An 18,353-nucleotide genomic window follows, 5' to 3' on the forward strand; every position below is an offset into this window, starting at 1 on the left:
CAAGGAGCTTCCATGGCACTGATCGAACTCCAGGACGTCCACCGCCACTTCACCGTACGGGCCCGCACCGGCCGGTTCAGCCGGGTCAAACGCGAGGTCCGCGCGGTGGACGGGCTCAGCTTCACCGTCCAGGCCGGCGAGTGCGTCGGCTACATCGGCCCCAACGGGGCCGGCAAGTCCACCACCATCAAGATGCTCACCGGCATCCTCGTCCCCAGCTCCGGCCGGCTGCGAGTGGCCGGAGTCGACCCCGCCCGCGAACGCGTCGCGCTGGCCCGCCGGATCGGCGTCGTCTTCGGCCAGCGCACCACCCTCTGGTGGGACCTCCCGCTGCGCGACTCCTTCGAACTCGCCCGCCGGATCTACCGCATCCCCGACGTCCGGTACCGCGAGAACCTCGACCGCTGCGTCGAACTGCTCGACCTGGGCGACTTGTTGGACACCCCGGTACGCCAGCTCTCGCTCGGCCAGCGGATGCGCGGCGACCTCGCGGCGGCACTGCTGCACGACCCCCAGGTGCTCTACCTGGACGAGCCGACCATCGGCCTGGACGTGGTCAGCAAGGGCAAAGTGCGCGAGTTCCTGCGCGAGGTCAACCGGGACCGCGGCACCACCGTGCTGCTCACCACCCACGACCTGACCGACATCGAACAGCTCTGCGGCCGGGTGATGGTGATCGACCACGGCCGAGTGGTGTACGACGGCGGGCTGGACGGCCTGCACGCCACCGGCCGCAGCGAACGGACGCTGGTGGTGGACCTCGCCCAGGAACTCGCCCACCCCATCGAGGTGCCCGGCGCCCGGGTCACCAAGGTCGAGGGGCCGCGCCAGTGGCTGGCCTTCCCGGCCCAGGACAGCGCCGCACCGATCGTCGCGGCCGTCGCCGCCCGCTACCCGCTGGTGGACCTGTCGGTGCGCGAGCCGGCCATCGAGGACGTGATCGCCCGGATGTACGCGGAGGTCCCGATCGGCTGACCTCGGGGCTCGCCCGGCCGCCGTACGGGGGGGTACGGCGGCCGAGTGCCCGTCCTCTGCCTTGCGGCCCTCCGGGCCCCGCCCCGCCCCGCCCCGCCCTGGCCGGGCTGGGCCGGGGCAGGCGGCCCCGATGGTGCGTGGTGTCCGTCGGGGGCGCATGGTCCGCACGGGCCGCGCCGCCGCGTGGGCTTGGTCCCACTGTTCCTCGGCTCCCGCTTGCCCCGCTCGCGCAGTGCTCGCCCCGGCGCTCGCCGGCCGCACCGGGCGGGTGATCGCGGGGCGCGCCTTCGTCTGCGCGGGGGCAGCGGGCAGACTGGCGGGGTGAGTGACGATGCCATCAGCGGGACGGGCCACGGTGTCCGGTTCACCGCGGCCGACGAGCAGAAGAGACGCGGCGTCCGCCGGATGAAGACCATCGCGACGGGCCTGCTGGCCTTCGCGACCCTGGTCTTCGCCCTCTCCACCTGGGCGAAGGCGGCCGGGGCCGGCCCTTGGGCGGGGTATGTGGCGGCCGCCGCCGAGGCCGGCATGGTCGGTGCGCTGGCCGACTGGTTCGCGGTGACGGCGCTGTTCCGCCGCCCGTTCGGCCTGCCGATCCCGCACACCGCGATCATCCCGACCAAGAAGGACGCCTTCGGCCGCTCGCTGGGCGACTTCGTCGGCGAGAACTTCCTGTCCGGCCATGTGGTGCGCGGTCGCCTCGCGGCGCTCGGCATCGGCCGTCGGCTGGGGGAGTGGCTGGCGGCGCCGGGCAGTGCCGAGCGGGTCACCAAGGAGGCTTCGGCGGCGCTGCGCGGCCTGCTCGAAGTGCTGCGTGACGACGACGTGCGGGCGGTGGTCGCCGAAGCGGTGACCAGGCGGGCCGCGGCCACCTCGGTGGCCGAGCCGATGGGCCGGATGCTCGGCAAGGTGGTCGCGGACGGCGGGCACCACGGGGTGGTGGACCTGGTCGCGGTCCGGGCGCACGGCTGGCTGACCGCCAACCACGAGGACGTGGTCAGGAAGGTCACGCAGAAGACCCCGGGCTGGACGCCGAAGTTCCTCGACCAGCAGGTCGGCGAGCGGGTCTACAAGGAGCTGATGCGCTTCGTCACCGACATCCGGGACGATCCGGACCACCCGGCCCGTGGCGCGATCGACACGTTCCTCGCCGATTTCGCGACCGAGTTGCAGAACGACCCGGAGACCATCGCCCGGGTCGAGCGGGCCAAGGGTGAGCTGCTGGCGCGCCCCGAGGTGCAGGACCTGATCAACTCCACGTGGGCGGCCGTCCGCACCCTGGTGATGGGCGCGGCCGAGGACGAGGACAGCGAACTGCGCCGGCGCATCCGTGACGGCGTGCGCCGCTTCGGCGAGCGCCTGGCGACCGACGCCAAGCTCCAGGCCAAGGCGGACGGCTGGATCCAGGACGCCGCCCAGTACCTGGTGGACACCTACCGCGCCGAGATCACCTCGCTGATCTCCGAGACGGTGGCGAGCTGGGACGCCGACGACGCCTCCCGCAAGATCGAGGCCAACGTGGGCCGCGACCTCCAGTTCATCCGGATCAACGGCACCGTGGTCGGCGCCCTGGCCGGGCTGCTGATCCACACGGTGGCGGTCGCGCTCGGGGGCTGATCCCCGGCAAGGCGATCCCGGGCACCGCCTATCCTTGGCGGCGCTGTCGTCACGCCTGGAGCGTCACACCCGGAGAGAGAGGGGAACCACTGTGGTCCAGCCCGCAGACCGGAGCATCGAGGCGTTCATCGCCGGGATGCCCAAGGCGGAACTGCACGTCCACCACGTCGGCTCGGCCTCGCCGCGGGTCGTCGCCGAGCTGGCCGCCCGGCACGCCGGCAACTCCAAGGTGCCGATGGACCCGGCGGCGCTCGCCGAGTACTTCACCTTCACCGACTTCGCGCACTTCATCGAGGTCTACCTGAGCGTCGTGGACCTGGTCCGGGACGCCGAGGACGTCCGCGCGCTCACCTACGGCGTGGCCGAGGACATGGCCCGGCAGAACATCCGGTACGCCGAGCTGACCATCACCCCGTACTCCTCGGTCAAGCGGGGCATCCCCGAGGTCGCCTTCATGGAGGCGATCGAGGACGCCCGGCTGCGCGCCGAGAAGGAGCTCGGCGTGGTGCTGCGCTGGTGCTTCGACATCCCGGGTGAGGCCGGACTGGAGTCGGCCGAGGTGACGGCCCGGCTGGCGACCGAGCTGGCCCCCGAGGGCCTGGTCAGCTTCGGCCTGGGCGGTCCGGAGATCGGTGTGCCGCGCCCGCAGTTCAAGCCGTACTTCGACCGGGCCCGGGCGGCGGGTCTGCGCAGTGTTCCGCACGCGGGTGAGACGACCGGGCCGGAGACGGTCTGGGACGCGATCAGGGTGCTCGGCGCCGAGCGGATCGGGCACGGCACCCAGGCGGTGAAGGATCCGGCGCTGCTCGACTACCTGGGTGAGCACCGGATTCCGCTGGAGGTCTGTCCGACGTCCAACATCGCGACGCGGGCCGTGGAGCGGATCGAGGACCACCCGATCAAGCGGATGGTGGACGCGGGGCTGCTGGTGACGGTCAACAGCGACGACCCGCCGATGTTCGGCACCGACCTCAACACCGAGTACGCGGTGGCGGCGCGGCTGCTGGGCCTGGACGAGGCCGGGGTGGCGGGCCTGGCCCGCAACGCGGTGGAGGCCTCCTTCCTGGACCAGGCCGGCAAGACCCGGCTGGCCGGGGAGATCGACGCCTACCTGGCGGGCTGGCAGCGGTAGACCGGCCTTCGGAGAACCGCCCCGTCGACCCCGGTCGGCGGGGCGGTTCCGCACCCGGGGGAGCGGGCTGCGCGGCTCTTCGGTGACGCCGAGGCCTGACCAGCCCCTGTAGTAAAGTCCGCGCCAAAGGTCAGCAAAGGACCGTCGGGGGGCGAAAGATGACAGCGGCGCGCCGCAGATTGATCGTGTGGGTGCTCAGGGGCGCGGCGCTCGCGGTGTTGCTGGTGCTGCTGGTGGGCTGGAACTCGTCCCGGTCGGGCGGGCTGGTGGTGTTGGAGCAGTGGCTCTACCACCCGGTGCCGCTGATCGCGGCGGCGGTCGCGCTGACCGTGGCTTCGTTGATCGTCGGGATGGAGTTCCGCACCAAGCTGTCCCAGATCGGTTGCGCGGCGGGCCTGATGGCGCTGGTCTTCGGCGGGCTGCCGATCGCGGGCTTCGCGTACATAGCCGACCAGGACCGGTGGTCCGAGCGGCGGCCCGGCTCGGGCCATCCGGACCGGGTGTTGGTCGTCACGGATGTCGCCTTCTCGATCGACCCGGTCTGGCGGGTGGAGCTGGTGTCCGGCACCGGCTGGTCCGCCCGCCACTGGTACCTGGGCACCTGGGACACCGAGAACAGCGACTTCGTCCGGGTCGACTGGTCCGGGCCGGAGCAGATCACCGTCACCAGGCAGGAGGGGAACACGGTCTTCGACGTCCGCCCCGACGGCAGCCTGGGCGAGCCGCGCGAAGAGGCCCGGCCTCCCCAGCGGTGAGGCGGGCCCCTTCGGGCTGGGGGAGGAGCCGCTACCAGGTGTCGATGCCCATGGTGCCGGCCGCGCTGTGGACCGCGTTGTAGTGCTTGATCGACATGTCCGACTTCTTCTGGTCGGCCGGGAGCTTCTTGTCGGTGGCCCGGAACTCGTCCCGGGCCTCGGCGAGCAGGTCGGTGCCGTGCGAGACCGGGACGTCCTTGGTGCCGTGCGCCGGGTGGGACTTCTCGGCGGTCTTGCTGCCGGCGTCGATCAGGGTGTTCCGGGCCTTGTTGTAGTCGGCGGTCTTGATCGTCTTCGGGTTGCGGAGTTCCGCCCGCACCCCGGCCGTCGACTGCGCCTGCTCGGCGGCCAGGGCGGTGGGCGCGGCCGCGGTGGTGAGCGCACCCGTCACGAGGACGGTGGCGAAGGCGTTCCGGAGGCTCCTGTGCATGAGGGTGTCCCTTCCGATCGGAAAGCATCGAGGATTCGCCCCCGGGATGAGGAAATGGACAGTCGGGGTGCGAACGTCTCGGCCATACCCCGGCCCCTGGTGGCGGAAAACCGACTTCCGCTCGGGGAATGTGCTGAGGATGAGATCAGGCCTTTTCCCGATTTAGCTTCCATATGACTGCGACCATCGACTGGATGCGGTCAAGCGGACAGGCCGGGGACGAACGGTCCGGTCGCCGCACGGGCGCCGCGCGCCGACGGCCCGTTCCTGTCCACGATCTGTCGATCCGTTGAGGAGTTCGCCCGTGCGTTCGTCATCGATCAGGCGTTTCCTGTAGGCACTCCTGCTCGCACTGGGCGGCCTGTCGCTGTTCCCGAGCGCCGCGTCGGCGGACACCCCGGCGACGGTGCTGTTCAACCAGGCCTCCCAGCGCTGTCCGGACGCCGCCAACGGCTATCAGGACATGCACCCCTGCGCTCTACGACCTGGTCGGGATGCGGGTCAAGAACGTCGGCTCCGACTGGTGCCTGAACAACGCGCCGAAGACCTTCGGGGGTTGGACGCTCACCTCGGGCAACTGCTCCAACTCACCTGGAGCTGAGCGCAATGCAGTAGGGCCCGGCACCTGTGGAGGTGCCGGGCCCTACTGACTGTGGAGCGCCAGGCCCGGGTTGCACGGACTCTTCCTACTGAAAGTAGGACGTACTCTGGTAGTACCACTGACGCCTGACGAGTGATCACTCCCTCGCGACATCAGGAATACTAGCAGCTCATCGACCTGGCGCCGAATCGCGTGAACGGCCGCTACAGCTCCCGGACCCGCGGCGGGTTGCCGGTGGAGATGGAGAGCTTGCCCTGCTGGATCTGGACGTTGGCGCCGGCGGCGATGATCCCGTTCTCGTGGGTCATCGAGAGCCCGCCGTTGCCGAAGGTGACGGCGATGCCCTTCTCGAAGGTGACCCATTTTTTGAACTCGTTGATGCCGGAGAAGATGATCCGGTCCGGCATGGTGATGAACATCCGCTGGCCGTCGTGGCTGAGCTTCATCCCGCCGCCGACGGTGAGCAGGCCCCGCACGTGCTCCTCGCCGGAGACCCGGGACTCGACGGTGTGCATCTCGTTCAGGCTGGCCTTGTCGGCGGTGAGAGTGCCGAGGTCGTGGCCGCCGTCGCGGTAGACGCGCAGGCCGTCCGTGGGGAACTCGATCCAGCCGTCCGAGGTGGAGCGGCCCTGGACCCACTTGGTGTTGATGCCGTTGAGGTCCGCCTTGTCGGCCGCGACGATGCCCCAGGCCTGGCCGCCGTCCTTGCGGACGTTGATCCCGGAGTCCGGGAACTCCAGCCAGCCCTTGGAGCCGTCGCGGTCACCGACCCACTTGGTGTTCAGACCGTTGAGGCTGGCCTTGTCGGCGGTGAGGGTGCCGAGGTCGTGGCCGCCGTCGCGGTAGACGCGGACGCCGTCCGTGGGGAACTCGATCCAGCCGTCCGAGGTGGAGCGGCCCTGGACCCACTTGGTGTTGATGCCGTTGAGGTCCGCCTTGTCGGCCGCGACGATGCCCCAGGCCTGGCCGCCGTCCTTGCGGACGTTGATCCCGGAGCCGGGGAACTCCAGCCAGCCCTTGGACCCGCTCCGGTCGCCGACCCACGTGGTGTCGACGCCGTCGGCCGTGAAGACGCCCAGGGTCGCGTTGCCGTCCTTGTGGAGGGTGGCGCCGGCCTGCGAGAAGTCGATCCAGCCCTGGCCGGCGGCGCGGGTGCCGACCCACGTGGTGTTGACTCCGGTGACGTCCGCGCGGTCGGCGGTGACGACGCCGAGGACCGGGGAGCCGTCCCGGTGGACGTGGATGCCGTCGGCCGGGAAGTCGATCCAACCGGAGTCGGCGTCCCGGCCGTGGACGGTCTCGGTCTTCACCAGGTGCACGTCGGCGGTCTGGGCCTCGACCGTCCCGGGGGCGTGGTTCCGGTCGTCGACCCGGATGCCGTCGGGGGTGAAGGTGATCAGGCTCGTGTTCGTCGTCCCCTCGATCCAGGGGGTGCGCGTCCCGTCCGCGAACTCGGGGATGAGGGCATGGACGGTGGTGGTGAGGAAGTAGCCGTACTCCGGCTGGCCGTTGATGTTCGTTCCGGCGATCAGGGTGTACGTGGTGCCCCGGGTCGGGGTGGGGACGGGCCAGGAGTAGGGCTGGTCGGTCACCGCGGGGCCGGGGGCCGGCGAGGCGGCGAGCTCCAGGGTGTTGTCGGGGTAGCGGATCCAGTAGGAGAGGTTGTCGGGGCCGTTCCACTCCAGCTTGAGCTGCCGGCTTCCGTTGACCAGGGTCTCGGTGGGGTGGAAGTTGCGGGGGGCCTTCGAGGTCTGCTTGGTCACCGCGAGGGTGGTGGTGTACGGGCCCGCCAGCATGGAAATCGGACCGTCGCCGCCGCCGGTGATGTCGTGGATCTTCAGGAGGACCAGGCCGGCGCCCCGGGTGATCGGGATGTTCTCCAGCTTGAGGACGAGCGCCTCCCGGGCGGGCAGGTACAGCTTTTGCCCGGGCCACTTGGGGTGCTGGGCGCGGAACACCTCGTCGGTGGCGTCCCAGGCGAAGACCGGCTCGTCCAGCCAGGGCATCGAGTACGTCATGGAGATGCTCGCCGTGATGGCGGAGGTGTCGTTGGTCAGATCGTCGGTGTTGGGGCCGACGGGGATCTCGATGTCGATCTTCTGCCACTCCACCTCGGCCTGGTGGGTGTTGGAGACAACGACGTACACGGTCCCCACAGACGGGGCACCGTCGGCGGAGGCTTGTAGGGAGGTCGGGTCGGTGAGGATCTCGTAGTGCAGCAAGGACGGCATGGGGGTGGACTCCTGCCTGGGTGTCTTGCACACGATGCGGGCAGCGTCGACGGTAGGCGGGTCGGAGGAGTCCGGACGCGGGGATTGTGTGGGGCTGGCGCGAAGAGGATGGGGTGTGGCCGGAAACGCGGAAGACCCCGGCACCTGTGAGGTGCCGGGGGCTTCCGGGACTGGAGCGCCAGGCCCGGGTTGCACGGACTCTTCCTACTGAAAGTAGGACGTACTCTGGTAGTACCGCTGACGCCTGACGGGGGCTCATGTCCCTCGCGACATCAGGAATATTAGCAGGTGAACGGCGGGGGTTCGAATCGGGTGAACGGGCCCGGGGATACAGAAAGGCCCGGCACCTGTGGAGGTGCCGGGCCTTCCCGGAGTGGAGCGCCAGGCCCGGGTTGCACGGACTCTTCCTACTGAAAGTAGGACGTACTCTGGTAGTACCGCTGACGCCTGGCGAGGGTTTGCGTCCCTCGCGGTGAGATGAACAGTAGCAGGTCAGCGGCCGTGTGCCGAATCAGAGTCAGATGGAGAACTCGCCCGCGCGGATGGCGGCGACGAGGTCGCGCCACTCGTCGGGCGTGAGCTCGGCGATGGCGTCGGGCAGGAGGCTGCTGCGGACGTACACGGCGTCGCCGGTCACGGCGACTTCGGGGCAGTTGTTCGAGTTGGCGCACGACATGGGGCGTGCCCAGGCGAGCTTTTCCACGATCTATATCTCCTTCTTGATCTTCGCGATGAGGTCGCGAGAATCCTCAACCGAAAGAGACCGATCAGTCATCCGCTCGATGATGCTGCGGTAGGTGTTCAGGTGCTCTGTCGTGTGGAGGAAGATCGGTCCATCGACCGAGTCGTACTGGACCGTGTCCAGGCGAGGGACGCAGCCCTTGGCGTAGATGATGGCCTGACCGGACCCCTTGAAGCCGCCCGACTCGAACGTGACCACTCGAAGCGTCACGTGGGGGCGAAGCGACAGCTCCAGCATCCAGTCCAGCTGCTCCCGAGTGACATCGCGGCCGCCGAACTGCGCTCGTAGGGCCGCCTCGTAGACGATCGCGGTATATGGCTGGGCTCCCTCGGCCATCAATGCCTGCGATCGACGCAGTCGATGCTCGACTCGCGTTTCGAGGACGCGCGGACTCAGTGGCGACTGAGCGTCTTGAAAGACCGCGCGGCAGTATCGCTCTGACTGCATCGGCCCTGGCGGATGGCAGATCTGGTGCGACTGCATGCCCATTGAGCGGTATTCGAGTTCGCAGATGTCGAGAAATCCCTGCGGAACGAAGCCGCGATACTCCTCCCACCAGCCCTTGTGTCGTTCCTCGGCCATGGACGCGAGGGCGGCGACGTACTCGGCGTCGGTCTCGCCGAAGGCTTCGGCGAGCACCCGGACGCGCTCGGCCGTGATGGGGTAGTGCCCCTTCTCGACCTGCGTGATCTTCGTCCGATCGAGGCCGAACACGGCAGCGGCTTGCGCGGTCGTTTGGCCGGCGGCGTCTCGCATCTTCCGCAGCTCGATGCCCAGCCGGATCTGCCTGGCCGATGGGGTTGTACGTGGTGGCATGCGCCAAGCATCTACGTCGTCTCGTCAACAGTCCAGCCACAACTGGTGGACCGTGTTTCCAGATTCGGTGGCACTTGTGAGCCATGATGCCCTACAGTCTGTGATGCACCGATTACCGAACGGGTCGTCAGTAACGCCGCTCGGGCACCGAAGAACACCCATGCCCATTGGGCTCGTTCACGGCGACGCATCCGCCGGTCTCACACCCCATCCCCCTGGGAGACCTCGTGCGCAACCTCAACTCCCCCTCCCTCACCCTCTCGCGTGACGCCCTCCGCGACGGCATGACCAGCGCCGGCTGGCCGCCCTCCCTCATCGCGGACGCCGAACTCGCCATGGTCGAACTCATCGTCAACGCCTGGCGCCACGGCGAAACCAGCTCCCCTGTCATCCTCATCCACCACCGCCTCAACGCCCTCCGGGTCTCCGTCTCCGACCGCAGCCCCCTCCTCCCCGAGGTCGGCCCGCAGTCCCTCCTCTCCGAGACCGGCCGGGGCCTCCAGCTCGTCGCCGGCCTCACCAACCGTTGGGGTGCCGACGCCCAACACCTCGGCAAGACCGTCTGGTTCGAGATGGAACAGGAGTCCGTCCAGTGAGCGCCCACCACCCCATCGAGCCCAGTGACCCGGTGCTCCTCCACCTCACCCCCCGCCAGCTCACCGAACTGATCGTCGAACTCCGCACCGAAAGCCGCCAGTTCGGCCTCCTCTGGCCCTCGGCGATCCCCGGCGAGACCGATCTCCACGGCCGTCGCCTGATCGACATCGGCAACATCCCGACCAGCACCCTGATCAACCTCCTCGCGCTCCTGCGCGAGTACCGGCGATCCCTGGACACCCGCCACCTGGTGGAGTGATCCACGCCCCACCGAAATCCTGATGTCGTGCGGCGGCGGCCGCACGACAATGAGCTCCAGGTGATGACCACTGGGACGAAGACGGCGCCCTTCGTTCCGCACCGCAGCCGCCCTCCCGGAAGGCCTCGGCCCGGCGACCTGAACCGGAGCAGCCGCGAAAACCTCTGGGCACCCGTCCGTCCCAGGCCTACCATCTGCGCGCATGACCACTCACCACGAGATACTCGAAGCCGCGCTGGCCCGGATCACCGCCGGCTATGTGTTCCCCGAGCGGACGGCCGCCATCGACACGGCTCTCCGGAGCCGACTCGCCGAAGGCGCGTACCAGGGCCTGGACGAACGGGAGTTGTGCGAGCTGGTCACGGACGACCTCCAGCAGGCCTGCCCGGACAAGCACCTGCGCCTCCTCTGGGGCGAGGAGCCGCAGCCGATGGACGAGGAGCCCGAGAACGTCGCCCGCGCCCGTTTCGCGCGGCACGCCCGGGAGCACAACTACGGCATCCGGCGGGTGGAGCAGCTCGACGGCAACATCGGCTACCTCGACCTGCGCCTGATCGCCCCGGCCGAGCTGGGCGGCCCCGCCATCGCCGCCGCCATGCAACTGGTCGCCACCACCGACGCGTTGGTGATCGACCTGCGGCAGTGCCGGGGCGGCTCGCCGGAGGGCGTGCAGCTGTGGTGCAGCTACTTCTTCGGCGACGACGAGGTACACCTCAACGACATCTACGACCGGGGCACCGACTCCACCCGCCAGTACTGGACCCTCGGGCACCTCGCCGCCCCGCGCTACCCGGACCGCCCGGTCGCGGTGCTGACGAGCGATGTCACCTTCTCCGGCGGTGAGGAACTGGCCTACAACCTCAAGGTGTTGGGGCGTGCCACCCTGGTCGGCGGGACCACCCGGGGCGGCGCTCACCCCACGGCCCGCATCCAGATCTCCCCGCACGTCACCGTGACCGTCCCCACCGCCCGCGCGATCAACCCGGTCACCGGCACCAACTGGGAGGGCGTCGGCGTCGAGCCGGACCTGGCCGTCCCGGCCGACGACGCGCTGGAGGCGGCGCTGGAGCACCTGCGCACCGCAGTCGGTCGCCGTTAAACGGATTGCCGCCCGCCGACCCGGTCGGGTAGGAAGCTTCCATGCTTCGAGGCGAGAAGATCGGGCTGCGGGCCCGGCACGATGAGGACATCCCGATCCTGCGGGCCGAGTTGTACGACGACGTGGTCAACACCGCGCGCGCCGACGGCCGTCCATGGCGGCCGCTCGTGCCCGGCTCGCAGGACCAGCGGCTCGTGGTGGACGAGAACAACCATGCCGACATCCCGTTCTCCGTGGTGGAGTTGGCGACCGGCACGCTGGTCGGCTCGGCGAACCTTTGGGGCATCGACACCCACCACCGCTCCGCGCACCTCGGGCTGGGCCTGCTGCCGTCCTGCCGTGGCAAGGGCTACGGCACCGACGTCGTCTCGGTCCTGTGCCACTACGGCTTCGTCGTGCGCGGCCTCAACCGCCTCCAGGTCGAGACCCTGTCGGACAACGCCCCGATGCTGCGCGCCGCCGAGCGGAACGGCTTCGTGCGCGAGGGCGAACTGCGCTCCTCGGCCTGGGTGCTGGGCCGTTTCATGAACCAGGTGCTGCTCGGCCTCCTCGCCGAGGAGTGGAAGCCGAACGCGAAGGCCTGAAAGCCAAGTGGATCATGGGGGGCTAGGATCCGCTCACCGTCCGTGTGGACCAACTGCTCGGCGAGGGTGACCAGGTGGTCGCCCGGGTCACCCAGAGCGGCGTGCACGGGGGGACCTCTTCCTCCAGCTCGGGTGGGACTGGCCGCAGACCGACTGGTCCCGCCCCGCAGTGGCGAACTGTCTGACCTCCTGGCCGGGGTGCCCTGTTCCCGAGGGGGGTGAAGCGCCCCGGTGGGGTAGACATGGTGCGAACACCCGCTGAGCCGTCCCGACCCGCCGCAGCCCAGGAGTCGCCATGCCCGAATCGCCTCAGCCCGCCGACCCGTACGCGGCGACCGGTGTCGTGGGGCCGTCTCCGGAGGGGGTGAGCCTGCCGCTGCCGCCGGTCTTCGACTCGGTGGAGGAGGAGCGCCAGTACCGCAAGGAGCAACTGGCGGCCGGGTTCCGGCTGTTCGGCCGGTTCGGCTTCTCGGAGGGCGTCGCCGGGCACATCACCGTCCGTGACCCCGAGGACCCGGGCTGGTTCTGGGTGAACCCGTTCGGAATGAGCTTCACCCAGATCAAGGCCTCCGACCTCGTCCTCGTCGACCACGAGGGCACCCTGCTGCGCGGCACCCGGCCGGTGAACCGGGCGGCCTTCGCGATCCACTCCCGGGTGCACGCGGCCCGGCCGGACGCGATCGCCGCCGCGCACTCGCACTCGCTGTACGGCAAGGCGTTCTCCAGCCTGGGCATCCTGCTCGACCCGATCACCCAGGACGCCTGCGCCTTCTTCGAGGACCACGGGCTGTACAGCGACTACCGGGGCGTGGTGACGGACGTGGAGGAGGGCAAGCGGGTGGCCGCCGCGCTGGGCGGCCACAAGGCGGTGATCCTCCAGAACCACGGGCTGCTCACGGTCGGCCAGTCCGTCGCCGAGGCCGTCTGGTGGTTCGTGACGATGGAGCGCTCCTGCCAGGCGCAGCTGCTCGCGATGGCGGCCGGCACCCCCAAGCTGATCGACCGGGAGACCGCGCTGATCACCCGTGGCCAGCTCGGGAGTTCGCTGGCGGGCTGGTTCCAGGCCCGCCCGCTGTGGGACCAGATCACCGCCTCGGACCCGGACCTCTTCGACTGACCGGTTCCCGCTGCCTCAGGAGCTGCCCATGTCCCAACCCCGGCTGCGAATAGCCGTGTTCGGCGCCGGATCGATCGGCTGCCACCTCGGCGGCATGCTCGCCTCGGCCGCCGAGGTCACCCTGATCGGGCGGCCGGCCGCGATGGCGGCGATCGAGGCGGACGCGCTGACGCTCACCGGCCCGGACGGATTCCGCCGCACGGTAGGGGAGTTGAGCGTCTCCGCGGACCCGGGTGCGGCGGCCGGGGCCGACTACGTGCTGGTGACGGTGAAGTCCGCCGACACCGCGACCGCCGCCCGGGAACTCGCCCCGCACCTCGGGCCGGGCGCCGTGGTGGTGAGCTTCCAGAACGGCCTGCACAACCCGGCGGTGCTCGCGGCCGCGCTGCCCGCCCACCGGGTGCTGGCCGGGATGGTCCCGTACAACGTGGTGCGGACCGGCTCCGCCGCCGTTCACCAGGGCAGCGGCGGCTCGCTGATGCTGGAGGCCTCGCGGGGTGTGGAGGTGTTCGCCGAGGCGGCTCGGGCGAGCGGTCTGCTGCTGGAGCTGCGGCCGGACATGCCGGCCGTCCAGGCGGCCAAGCTGCTGATCAACCTCAACAACGCCGTCAACGCCCTCTCCGGGCTGCCGCTGCGCGAGCAGGTCGGGCAGCGGGCGTACCGGCGGTGCGTGGCGCGTTGCCAGGGGGAGGCGCTGGCGGCGTTCCGGGCCGCCGGGGTGGCGCCGACCCGGCTCGGCCCGGTGGCGCCGGGGCTGATGCCCTGGGTGCTGCGCCTGCCGGACGTGCTGTTCCAGCGGCTGGCGGGGGTGAGCCTGCGGATCGACGCCACCGCGCGCTCCTCGATGTGGGAGGACCTCCAGCGGGGCCGCCCGACCGAGATCGACTCGCTTCAGGGCGAGGTGGTCGCCCTCGCCGAGCGCCATGGCCTCACCGCGCCCGCCAATGCCCGCCTGGTCGCTCTCGTCCGCGCGGCCGAGACGGCGGCTCCGGGCGCCGCTCCCGCCTGGACGGGCCCCGCTCTTCTCGCGGACCTCGCCGCGGCGGGCTGACCTGCGCGGGAAGTCGGCCCGGTCGACTTCCCGCGCGCCGTGTCAGTCGCGCGGCCAGGGCCGTCCGTCGATCCGCTCGATGCCGGTGTTGAACCGGCGCAGGAAGTCGGCGAAGGAGTCGACGTCCTCCTGCGACCAGTCCGACATCACGAGGTCGAGCGCCCGGACGTGGGCCTCGCGTTCCTCGCCGAGCCGCCGCCCGCCCTCTTCCGTCAGCCGGAACTTGCGGGCGATGCCGCCGTCCGGGTCCGGGATGCGTTCGAGCAGCCCCGCGCCCGTCAGCGCCGCCGTCTGCCGGTTGAGCGTGGAGACGTCCAGCCCGAAGGCGTCGCTCAGCTGCCCGATCGACATCGGCCCCTCGGCGTCGACCCGGCTGAGCAGGATGTACGCGCTGCGTTCGAGCTGACTGCCCTCGGGGCGGCGGTTGTCGACCTGGCTCAGGTCGCGGTGCCGGGCGAACACCAGGAATTCGAGTGCGACCCGGTGCGTGGGGCTGGCCATGGCGAGGTCCCTTCGTCGCCGCGTCGACCTGCGGTTTCTTCATGGATCACGGTTCAGTATGCCAGAAATGTGCAGCTTGCATGCGATGTGCGTGGTGCACATCGTGTGTACTCTGATGCTCATGTGCAGCCCGCACATAGTGTGCGAGTCGCACATGCGAGTCGCGTCATCCGATCCCCTCGATCGTCGAGGAGGCCCGTCATCAACGGCCCCACCCCAGCCCCAGCCTCAGCCTCAGCCTCAGCCTCAGCCCCCGCCCCCGCCCTGCGCACCGGTCCGATCGTGGCGGTGCTCGCCTTCACCGGCACCGTCGCCGCGATCATGCAGACCCTGGTCACCCCGCTGATCAGCCAGCTGCCGCAGCTCCTGCACACCACCGCGTCCAACGCCTCCTGGGTCATCACCGCGACCCTGCTCTCCGCTGCCGTCTTCGTCCCGATCAGCGGCCGCCTCGGCGACCTGCTCGGCAAGCGGACGATGCTCATCGCCTCCTGCGTCCCGCTGCTGCTCGGCTCGGTGCTGTGCGCGGTGGCCGACTCCGTGGTGCCGATGATCGTCGGCCGGGCCTTGCAGGGCATGGGCATGGGCCTGGTGCCGATCGGCATCAGCCTGCTGCGCGACGTCCTGCCGGCCGAGCGGCTCGGCTCGGCGATCGCGCTGGTCAGCGCGTCGATGGGGATCGGCGGCGGCCTCGGCCTGCCGATCGCCGCCGGGGTCGCCGACTACGCCAGCTGGCGGGTGCTGTTCTGGGGCACCGCCGTGCTGACCGTCGTGATCATCGGCATGCTCTGGTCCGTCATCCCCGCCCCCGCCGCCACCGGCCGCCCGGCCGGCGGACGCTTCGACGTCGTCGGCGCGATAGGCCTGAGCCTCGGCCTCGTCAGCCTGCTGCTGCCCGTCTCCAAGGGCGGCGACTGGGGCTGGGGCAGCACCCGCACCCTCGGCCTGTTCACCGCCTCCGCCGCGATCCTGATGCTCTGGGCCCGCTGGGAGCTGCGCGTCCGTGACCCGCTGGTGGACCTGAGGGTCACCGCCCGCCCGCGAGTGCTGATGACCAACCTGGCCTCCGTCCTGGTCGGCTTCGGCATGTACGCCCAGGCGCTGATCGTGCCGCAGCTGCTCCAGCTGCCGAAGGCCACCGGCTACGGGCTGGGGCAGTCGATGCTCGCCATGGGCCTGTGGATGGCGCCCGGCGGGCTGATGATGATGGTCGTCTCCCCGTTCGGCGGCAAGCTCTCGGCGGCGCGCGGCCCCAAGTTCACGCTGGTCGCCGGCGCCCTGACGATCGCCGTCGGGTACGGGCTGGCGCTGGTGCTGATGGGCTCCACCTGGGGCGTGCTGGTCGTGACGATCGTCTGCAACAGCGGCGTCGGCCTGGCGTACGGCGCGATGCCCGCGCTGATCATGAGCGCGGTGCCGCTGTCCTCGACGGCCTCCGCGAACAGCTTCAACACCCTGATGCGCTCGCTGGGCACTTCGGTCTCCGCCGCCGTGATGGGCGTGGTGCTGTCGCAGCTGACCATCAACCTGGGCGGGCACACCCTGCCCTCGGAGAGCGGCTTCCGGGTCGGCCTGGTGATCGGCTGCGTCGTCGCCCTGATCGCGGCCGCCGTCGCCGCCGCCATCCCGGCGGCGGGCGAGGCCCGGCTGCGTGCCGTCCCCACCCAGGAGGCGGCCACCGCCTGAGCCGTGCCGCCCCGGGCGCGCGCCGTGCCGGTGCGCGCCCGGGGCGTCCTCGGCCTCGCGGTTCCACCGTCGCCGCGAGCGCGCCCCTGGCGCGGCGACCGGGACGACGCGGCGGAGGCCGTCGACGCGCTGCTCGGGCGGCGGCTGCACGGCAAGGCGGTGCTGACCATCGGGTCCATCGGGTCCTGAGGCCTGCCCGGACCCCTGTACGGGCGGGGTGTCCACCCGGACGGGTCAGGAGCTGTCGCTGTGGAGCCGGTTGTTGCCAAGCATGGGACGTACGGGCCCTCGGCGGCCGAACACCGACCAGGAGAGGGATTCTCGGTGCGTGAACTCCACAGTCCCCCCAGCCCCGGCCGATCCGGCCACCGTCCGCCGCCCGGGCCCCCCGCGGGCGGCGGACGGTGGACGCCCCTGCGCGCGGTCGCGCTGATCGTGGCGGCCTCCGGCGTCGCCGTGCTCGCGGCGTGCGGCAGCAGCCCGTCCGGCACGGCGACGCCCGCCGCCACCTCGCCCAACGCGGGCGCCTTCTCCGGCGAGCCGCCCTCGGCGGTCGCCTCCGCCGCGGAGTCGCTGCTGGCCTCGGCGTCGGCCGCGGCGGCCTCGGCTTCGGCGGCCTCCGAAGCGGCCGTCGCCTCCAACTCCGCCGCCGCGTCCGCCTTCGAGGCGTCCGTCTCGGCGCAGCAGGCGATGACCAGGGAGAAGTCCGCCTCGGTGCTCAGCGGGGTGACGGACGGCGGCAACGCCCAGGGCGACATCACCATCACCGGCATCGCGCGGCAGAACACCGGTGGCCTGAATGCCGTGGTCGTCACCATGCAGAACCGGGGGAACAGCCCGGCCAACTACGCGGTGCAGGTCGACTTCGTCGACGCCGGCGGCAAGGCCGTGGACAGCTCCATCGTCGGCGCCGAGAACGTCCCGCCGAACGGCAAGGCCCAGCCCGTGGCGTTCAGCCGGCAGCCGGCCGATCTGAACCTGACTCCCGTGGTGGTCAAGGCCGTTCGCTACTGAGGCCCTCCTGGTCCGGTCGGAAGTCCGCCGCGTGATCCCGCACCCAGCTGCGGACGTCGCGCGGCGGACGGCCGAGCACCTGCCGAACGGTGTCCGTCACCCGCTCCGGCTCCCGGGTGAACGACTCCCAGGCGCGCAGCCGGGCCGCCACGAACGCCGGATTCCCCCAGGCCGCCGTCAGCCGCTCGCGGGCCGTCTCCGGTGCCAGCTCCTCCCAGCGCACCGGGACGCCCAGCTCCTCGCCGAGAATCCCGGCCAGCTCGGCGTGCGAGAGCGACTGAGGGCCGGTGACCAGGTACTTCGCGCCGTCGTGCCCGTCCTCGGTGAGCGCCCGCACGGCGACGTCCGCGATGTCCCGCTCGTGCACCAGCGAGCGTCGCGCCTGCCCGTACGGCCAGCGGACCACGCCCTCACGGACCTGGTCGGCCCAGGCCAGCAGGTTGCCGGCGAAGTCGATCGCCCGGACGAAGGTCCAGCGCAGGCCGGAGTGCCGGATCAGCCGCTCGATCTCCTGGTGGAAGACGGCGGCCGGCTCCCCGTCGGCGAGGTCCGGCACGTCCGTCGACAGGTAGACGATCCGCTCGGCGTGCGCGGCGATGAGTTCGATGACCCGGGGCCGGACGGGCAGGCCGGGCCACATCAGGTAGACGGCTTCGACGCCGCCGGCCAGGGCGGGCGCCAGGCTCTCGGGCCGCGTCAGGTCGCCCCGGAAGAGCTCGACTGTGTCGGGCAGCACGGCCTTTGCCGGGTCACGCACCAACGCGCGTACGTCGTGGCCCTCTTCGGCCAGTGCGGCCGTAACGTGCCTGCCCACACTGCCGGTTGCGCCGATCACCAGAATCTTGGTCATGCCGGGGCTCAACGCGGGTGGGAACGGGGCTATGCCCTGGTCGGCTACCAGCCAGGCTCCGGCGGCCCGATGGGCGTCAGGCCCACCCGCCGGGCCTGGGCCACCGGGAGCCCGTCCGCGAACGCCGGCACCTCGGTCGCGTCGCGCCGAACCGTGGTGCCCAGCAGCCGCCGGGCGGCGTCGTAGGCGGCCCACCGGTTGGTGGTGCGCAGAACGGGCAGGGCGTGCGAGGTGCTCATGGCGGGCAGTCGAACAGATCGAACACGAAACGGTCACCCGGTTTCGGGCCGGTGCGC

At 70.9% G+C, this 18,353-nt stretch carries 20 protein-coding genes; 13 read left to right on the forward strand and 7 right to left on the reverse strand.

Translation table 11 applies throughout. From position 1 onward, the window contains the following. Positions 1-12: 12 nt before the first annotated feature. The 4 genes from QWJ13_RS32170 to QWJ13_RS32185 all read left to right on the forward strand — a co-directional run bounded on the left by QWJ13_RS32170 (position 13) and on the right by QWJ13_RS32185 (position 4,479). Positions 13-975 (forward strand): ABC transporter ATP-binding protein, encoded by a 963-nt coding sequence (locus QWJ13_RS32170; protein ID WP_316529010.1) that lies wholly within the window; start codon positions 13-15, stop codon positions 973-975. A gap of 321 nt (positions 976-1,296) precedes the next feature. Continuing rightward, complete coding sequence (locus tag QWJ13_RS32175) at positions 1,297-2,592, forward strand: DUF445 domain-containing protein (protein ID WP_316529011.1); 1,296 nt, start codon at positions 1,297-1,299, stop codon at positions 2,590-2,592. Between the two features lie 91 nt (positions 2,593-2,683). After that, on the forward strand, positions 2,684-3,724 hold the full coding sequence (locus tag QWJ13_RS32180; RefSeq protein ID WP_432277643.1) for an adenosine deaminase: 1,041 nt from the start codon (positions 2,684-2,686) through the stop codon (positions 3,722-3,724). A 185-nt stretch (positions 3,725-3,909) separates the two neighbouring features. Next, on the forward strand, positions 3,910-4,479 hold the full coding sequence (locus tag QWJ13_RS32185; protein WP_316529013.1) for a hypothetical protein: 570 nt from the start codon (positions 3,910-3,912) through the stop codon (positions 4,477-4,479). Between the two features lie 31 nt (positions 4,480-4,510). Here QWJ13_RS32185 and QWJ13_RS32190 read toward each other — a convergent pair whose 3' ends face one another. From QWJ13_RS32190 to QWJ13_RS32205, 4 genes are all read right to left on the reverse strand, one after another. Continuing rightward, positions 4,511-4,909 carry a hypothetical protein gene (locus QWJ13_RS32190; protein ID WP_316529016.1) on the reverse strand — a complete coding sequence of 133 codons (399 nt, stop codon included), beginning with the start codon at positions 4,907-4,909 and terminating at the stop codon, positions 4,511-4,513. 804 nt (positions 4,910-5,713) lie between these two features. After that, positions 5,714-7,741 (reverse strand): hypothetical protein, encoded by a 2,028-nt coding sequence (locus QWJ13_RS32195; RefSeq protein ID WP_316529017.1) that lies wholly within the window; start codon positions 7,739-7,741, stop codon positions 5,714-5,716. A 517-nt stretch (positions 7,742-8,258) separates the two neighbouring features. Then, a complete protein-coding gene (locus QWJ13_RS32200) occupies positions 8,259-8,444 on the reverse strand; it encodes a DUF397 domain-containing protein (RefSeq protein ID WP_316529019.1) in 186 nt (61 codons plus the stop codon). A 3-nt stretch (positions 8,445-8,447) separates the two neighbouring features. Continuing rightward, complete coding sequence (locus QWJ13_RS32205) at positions 8,448-9,299, reverse strand: DUF5753 domain-containing protein (RefSeq protein WP_316529020.1); 852 nt, start codon at positions 9,297-9,299, stop codon at positions 8,448-8,450. A 227-nt stretch (positions 9,300-9,526) separates the two neighbouring features. Here QWJ13_RS32205 and QWJ13_RS32210 point away from each other — a divergent pair, with 227 nt between their 5' ends. The 6 genes from QWJ13_RS32210 (at position 9,527) to QWJ13_RS32235 (ending at position 14,006) form a co-directional block, all read left to right on the forward strand. Beyond that, positions 9,527-9,895: an ATP-binding protein gene (locus QWJ13_RS32210; protein WP_316529022.1), complete on the forward strand. Its 369-nt coding sequence runs from the start codon at positions 9,527-9,529 to the stop codon at positions 9,893-9,895. After that, a complete protein-coding gene (locus QWJ13_RS32215; RefSeq protein WP_316529023.1) occupies positions 9,892-10,155 on the forward strand; it encodes a hypothetical protein in 264 nt (87 codons plus the stop codon). The genes QWJ13_RS32210 and QWJ13_RS32215 overlap by 4 nt, the downstream gene beginning before the upstream one ends. A gap of 202 nt (positions 10,156-10,357) precedes the next feature. Beyond that, positions 10,358-11,254, forward strand: coding sequence for a S41 family peptidase (locus tag QWJ13_RS32220; protein ID WP_316529024.1), 897 nt, complete (start codon positions 10,358-10,360; stop codon positions 11,252-11,254). A gap of 41 nt (positions 11,255-11,295) precedes the next feature. Then, a complete protein-coding gene (locus tag QWJ13_RS32225) occupies positions 11,296-11,838 on the forward strand; it encodes a GNAT family N-acetyltransferase (RefSeq protein ID WP_316529026.1) in 543 nt (180 codons plus the stop codon). 295 nt (positions 11,839-12,133) lie between these two features. Next, on the forward strand, positions 12,134-12,955 hold the full coding sequence (locus QWJ13_RS32230) for a class II aldolase/adducin family protein (protein ID WP_316529027.1): 822 nt from the start codon (positions 12,134-12,136) through the stop codon (positions 12,953-12,955). 28 nt (positions 12,956-12,983) lie between these two features. Further along, the gene (locus QWJ13_RS32235) at positions 12,984-14,006 is read left to right on the forward strand and encodes a 2-dehydropantoate 2-reductase (RefSeq protein ID WP_316529028.1); all 1,023 of its coding nucleotides are present in this window, start codon (positions 12,984-12,986) and stop codon (positions 14,004-14,006) included. Positions 14,007-14,048: 42 nt separating this feature from the next. Here the strand turns inward: QWJ13_RS32235 and QWJ13_RS32240 are convergent, their stop codons facing one another. Then, complete coding sequence (locus QWJ13_RS32240) at positions 14,049-14,507, reverse strand: MarR family winged helix-turn-helix transcriptional regulator (RefSeq protein ID WP_316529030.1); 459 nt, start codon at positions 14,505-14,507, stop codon at positions 14,049-14,051. Positions 14,508-14,786: 279 nt separating this feature from the next. Here QWJ13_RS32240 and QWJ13_RS32245 point away from each other — a divergent pair, with 279 nt between their 5' ends. From QWJ13_RS32245 to QWJ13_RS32255, 3 genes are all read left to right on the forward strand, one after another. Then, complete coding sequence (locus QWJ13_RS32245; protein WP_316529266.1) at positions 14,787-16,193, forward strand: MFS transporter; 1,407 nt, start codon at positions 14,787-14,789, stop codon at positions 16,191-16,193. Positions 16,194-16,196: 3 nt separating this feature from the next. Next, on the forward strand, positions 16,197-16,382 hold the full coding sequence (locus QWJ13_RS32250; RefSeq protein WP_316529031.1) for a hypothetical protein: 186 nt from the start codon (positions 16,197-16,199) through the stop codon (positions 16,380-16,382). Between the two features lie 135 nt (positions 16,383-16,517). Then, positions 16,518-17,207, forward strand: a complete 690-nt coding sequence (locus tag QWJ13_RS32255; protein ID WP_316529032.1) for a hypothetical protein — start codon at positions 16,518-16,520, stop codon at positions 17,205-17,207. Here the strand turns inward: QWJ13_RS32255 and QWJ13_RS32260 are convergent. Further along, positions 17,188-18,057: an NmrA family NAD(P)-binding protein gene (locus QWJ13_RS32260; protein ID WP_316529033.1), complete on the reverse strand. Its 870-nt coding sequence runs from the start codon at positions 18,055-18,057 to the stop codon at positions 17,188-17,190. The two genes, QWJ13_RS32255 and QWJ13_RS32260, sit on opposite strands and share 20 nt — an antisense overlap. Positions 18,058-18,101: 44 nt before the next feature. Further along, on the reverse strand, positions 18,102-18,296 hold the full coding sequence (locus QWJ13_RS32265; RefSeq protein WP_316529034.1) for a hypothetical protein: 195 nt from the start codon (positions 18,294-18,296) through the stop codon (positions 18,102-18,104). Positions 18,297-18,353 lie beyond the last annotated feature (57 nt).

This window comes from Kitasatospora brasiliensis (genome assembly GCF_032654805.1).
In the GTDB taxonomy this organism is placed as follows: domain Bacteria; phylum Actinomycetota; class Actinomycetes; order Streptomycetales; family Streptomycetaceae; genus Kitasatospora; species Kitasatospora brasiliensis.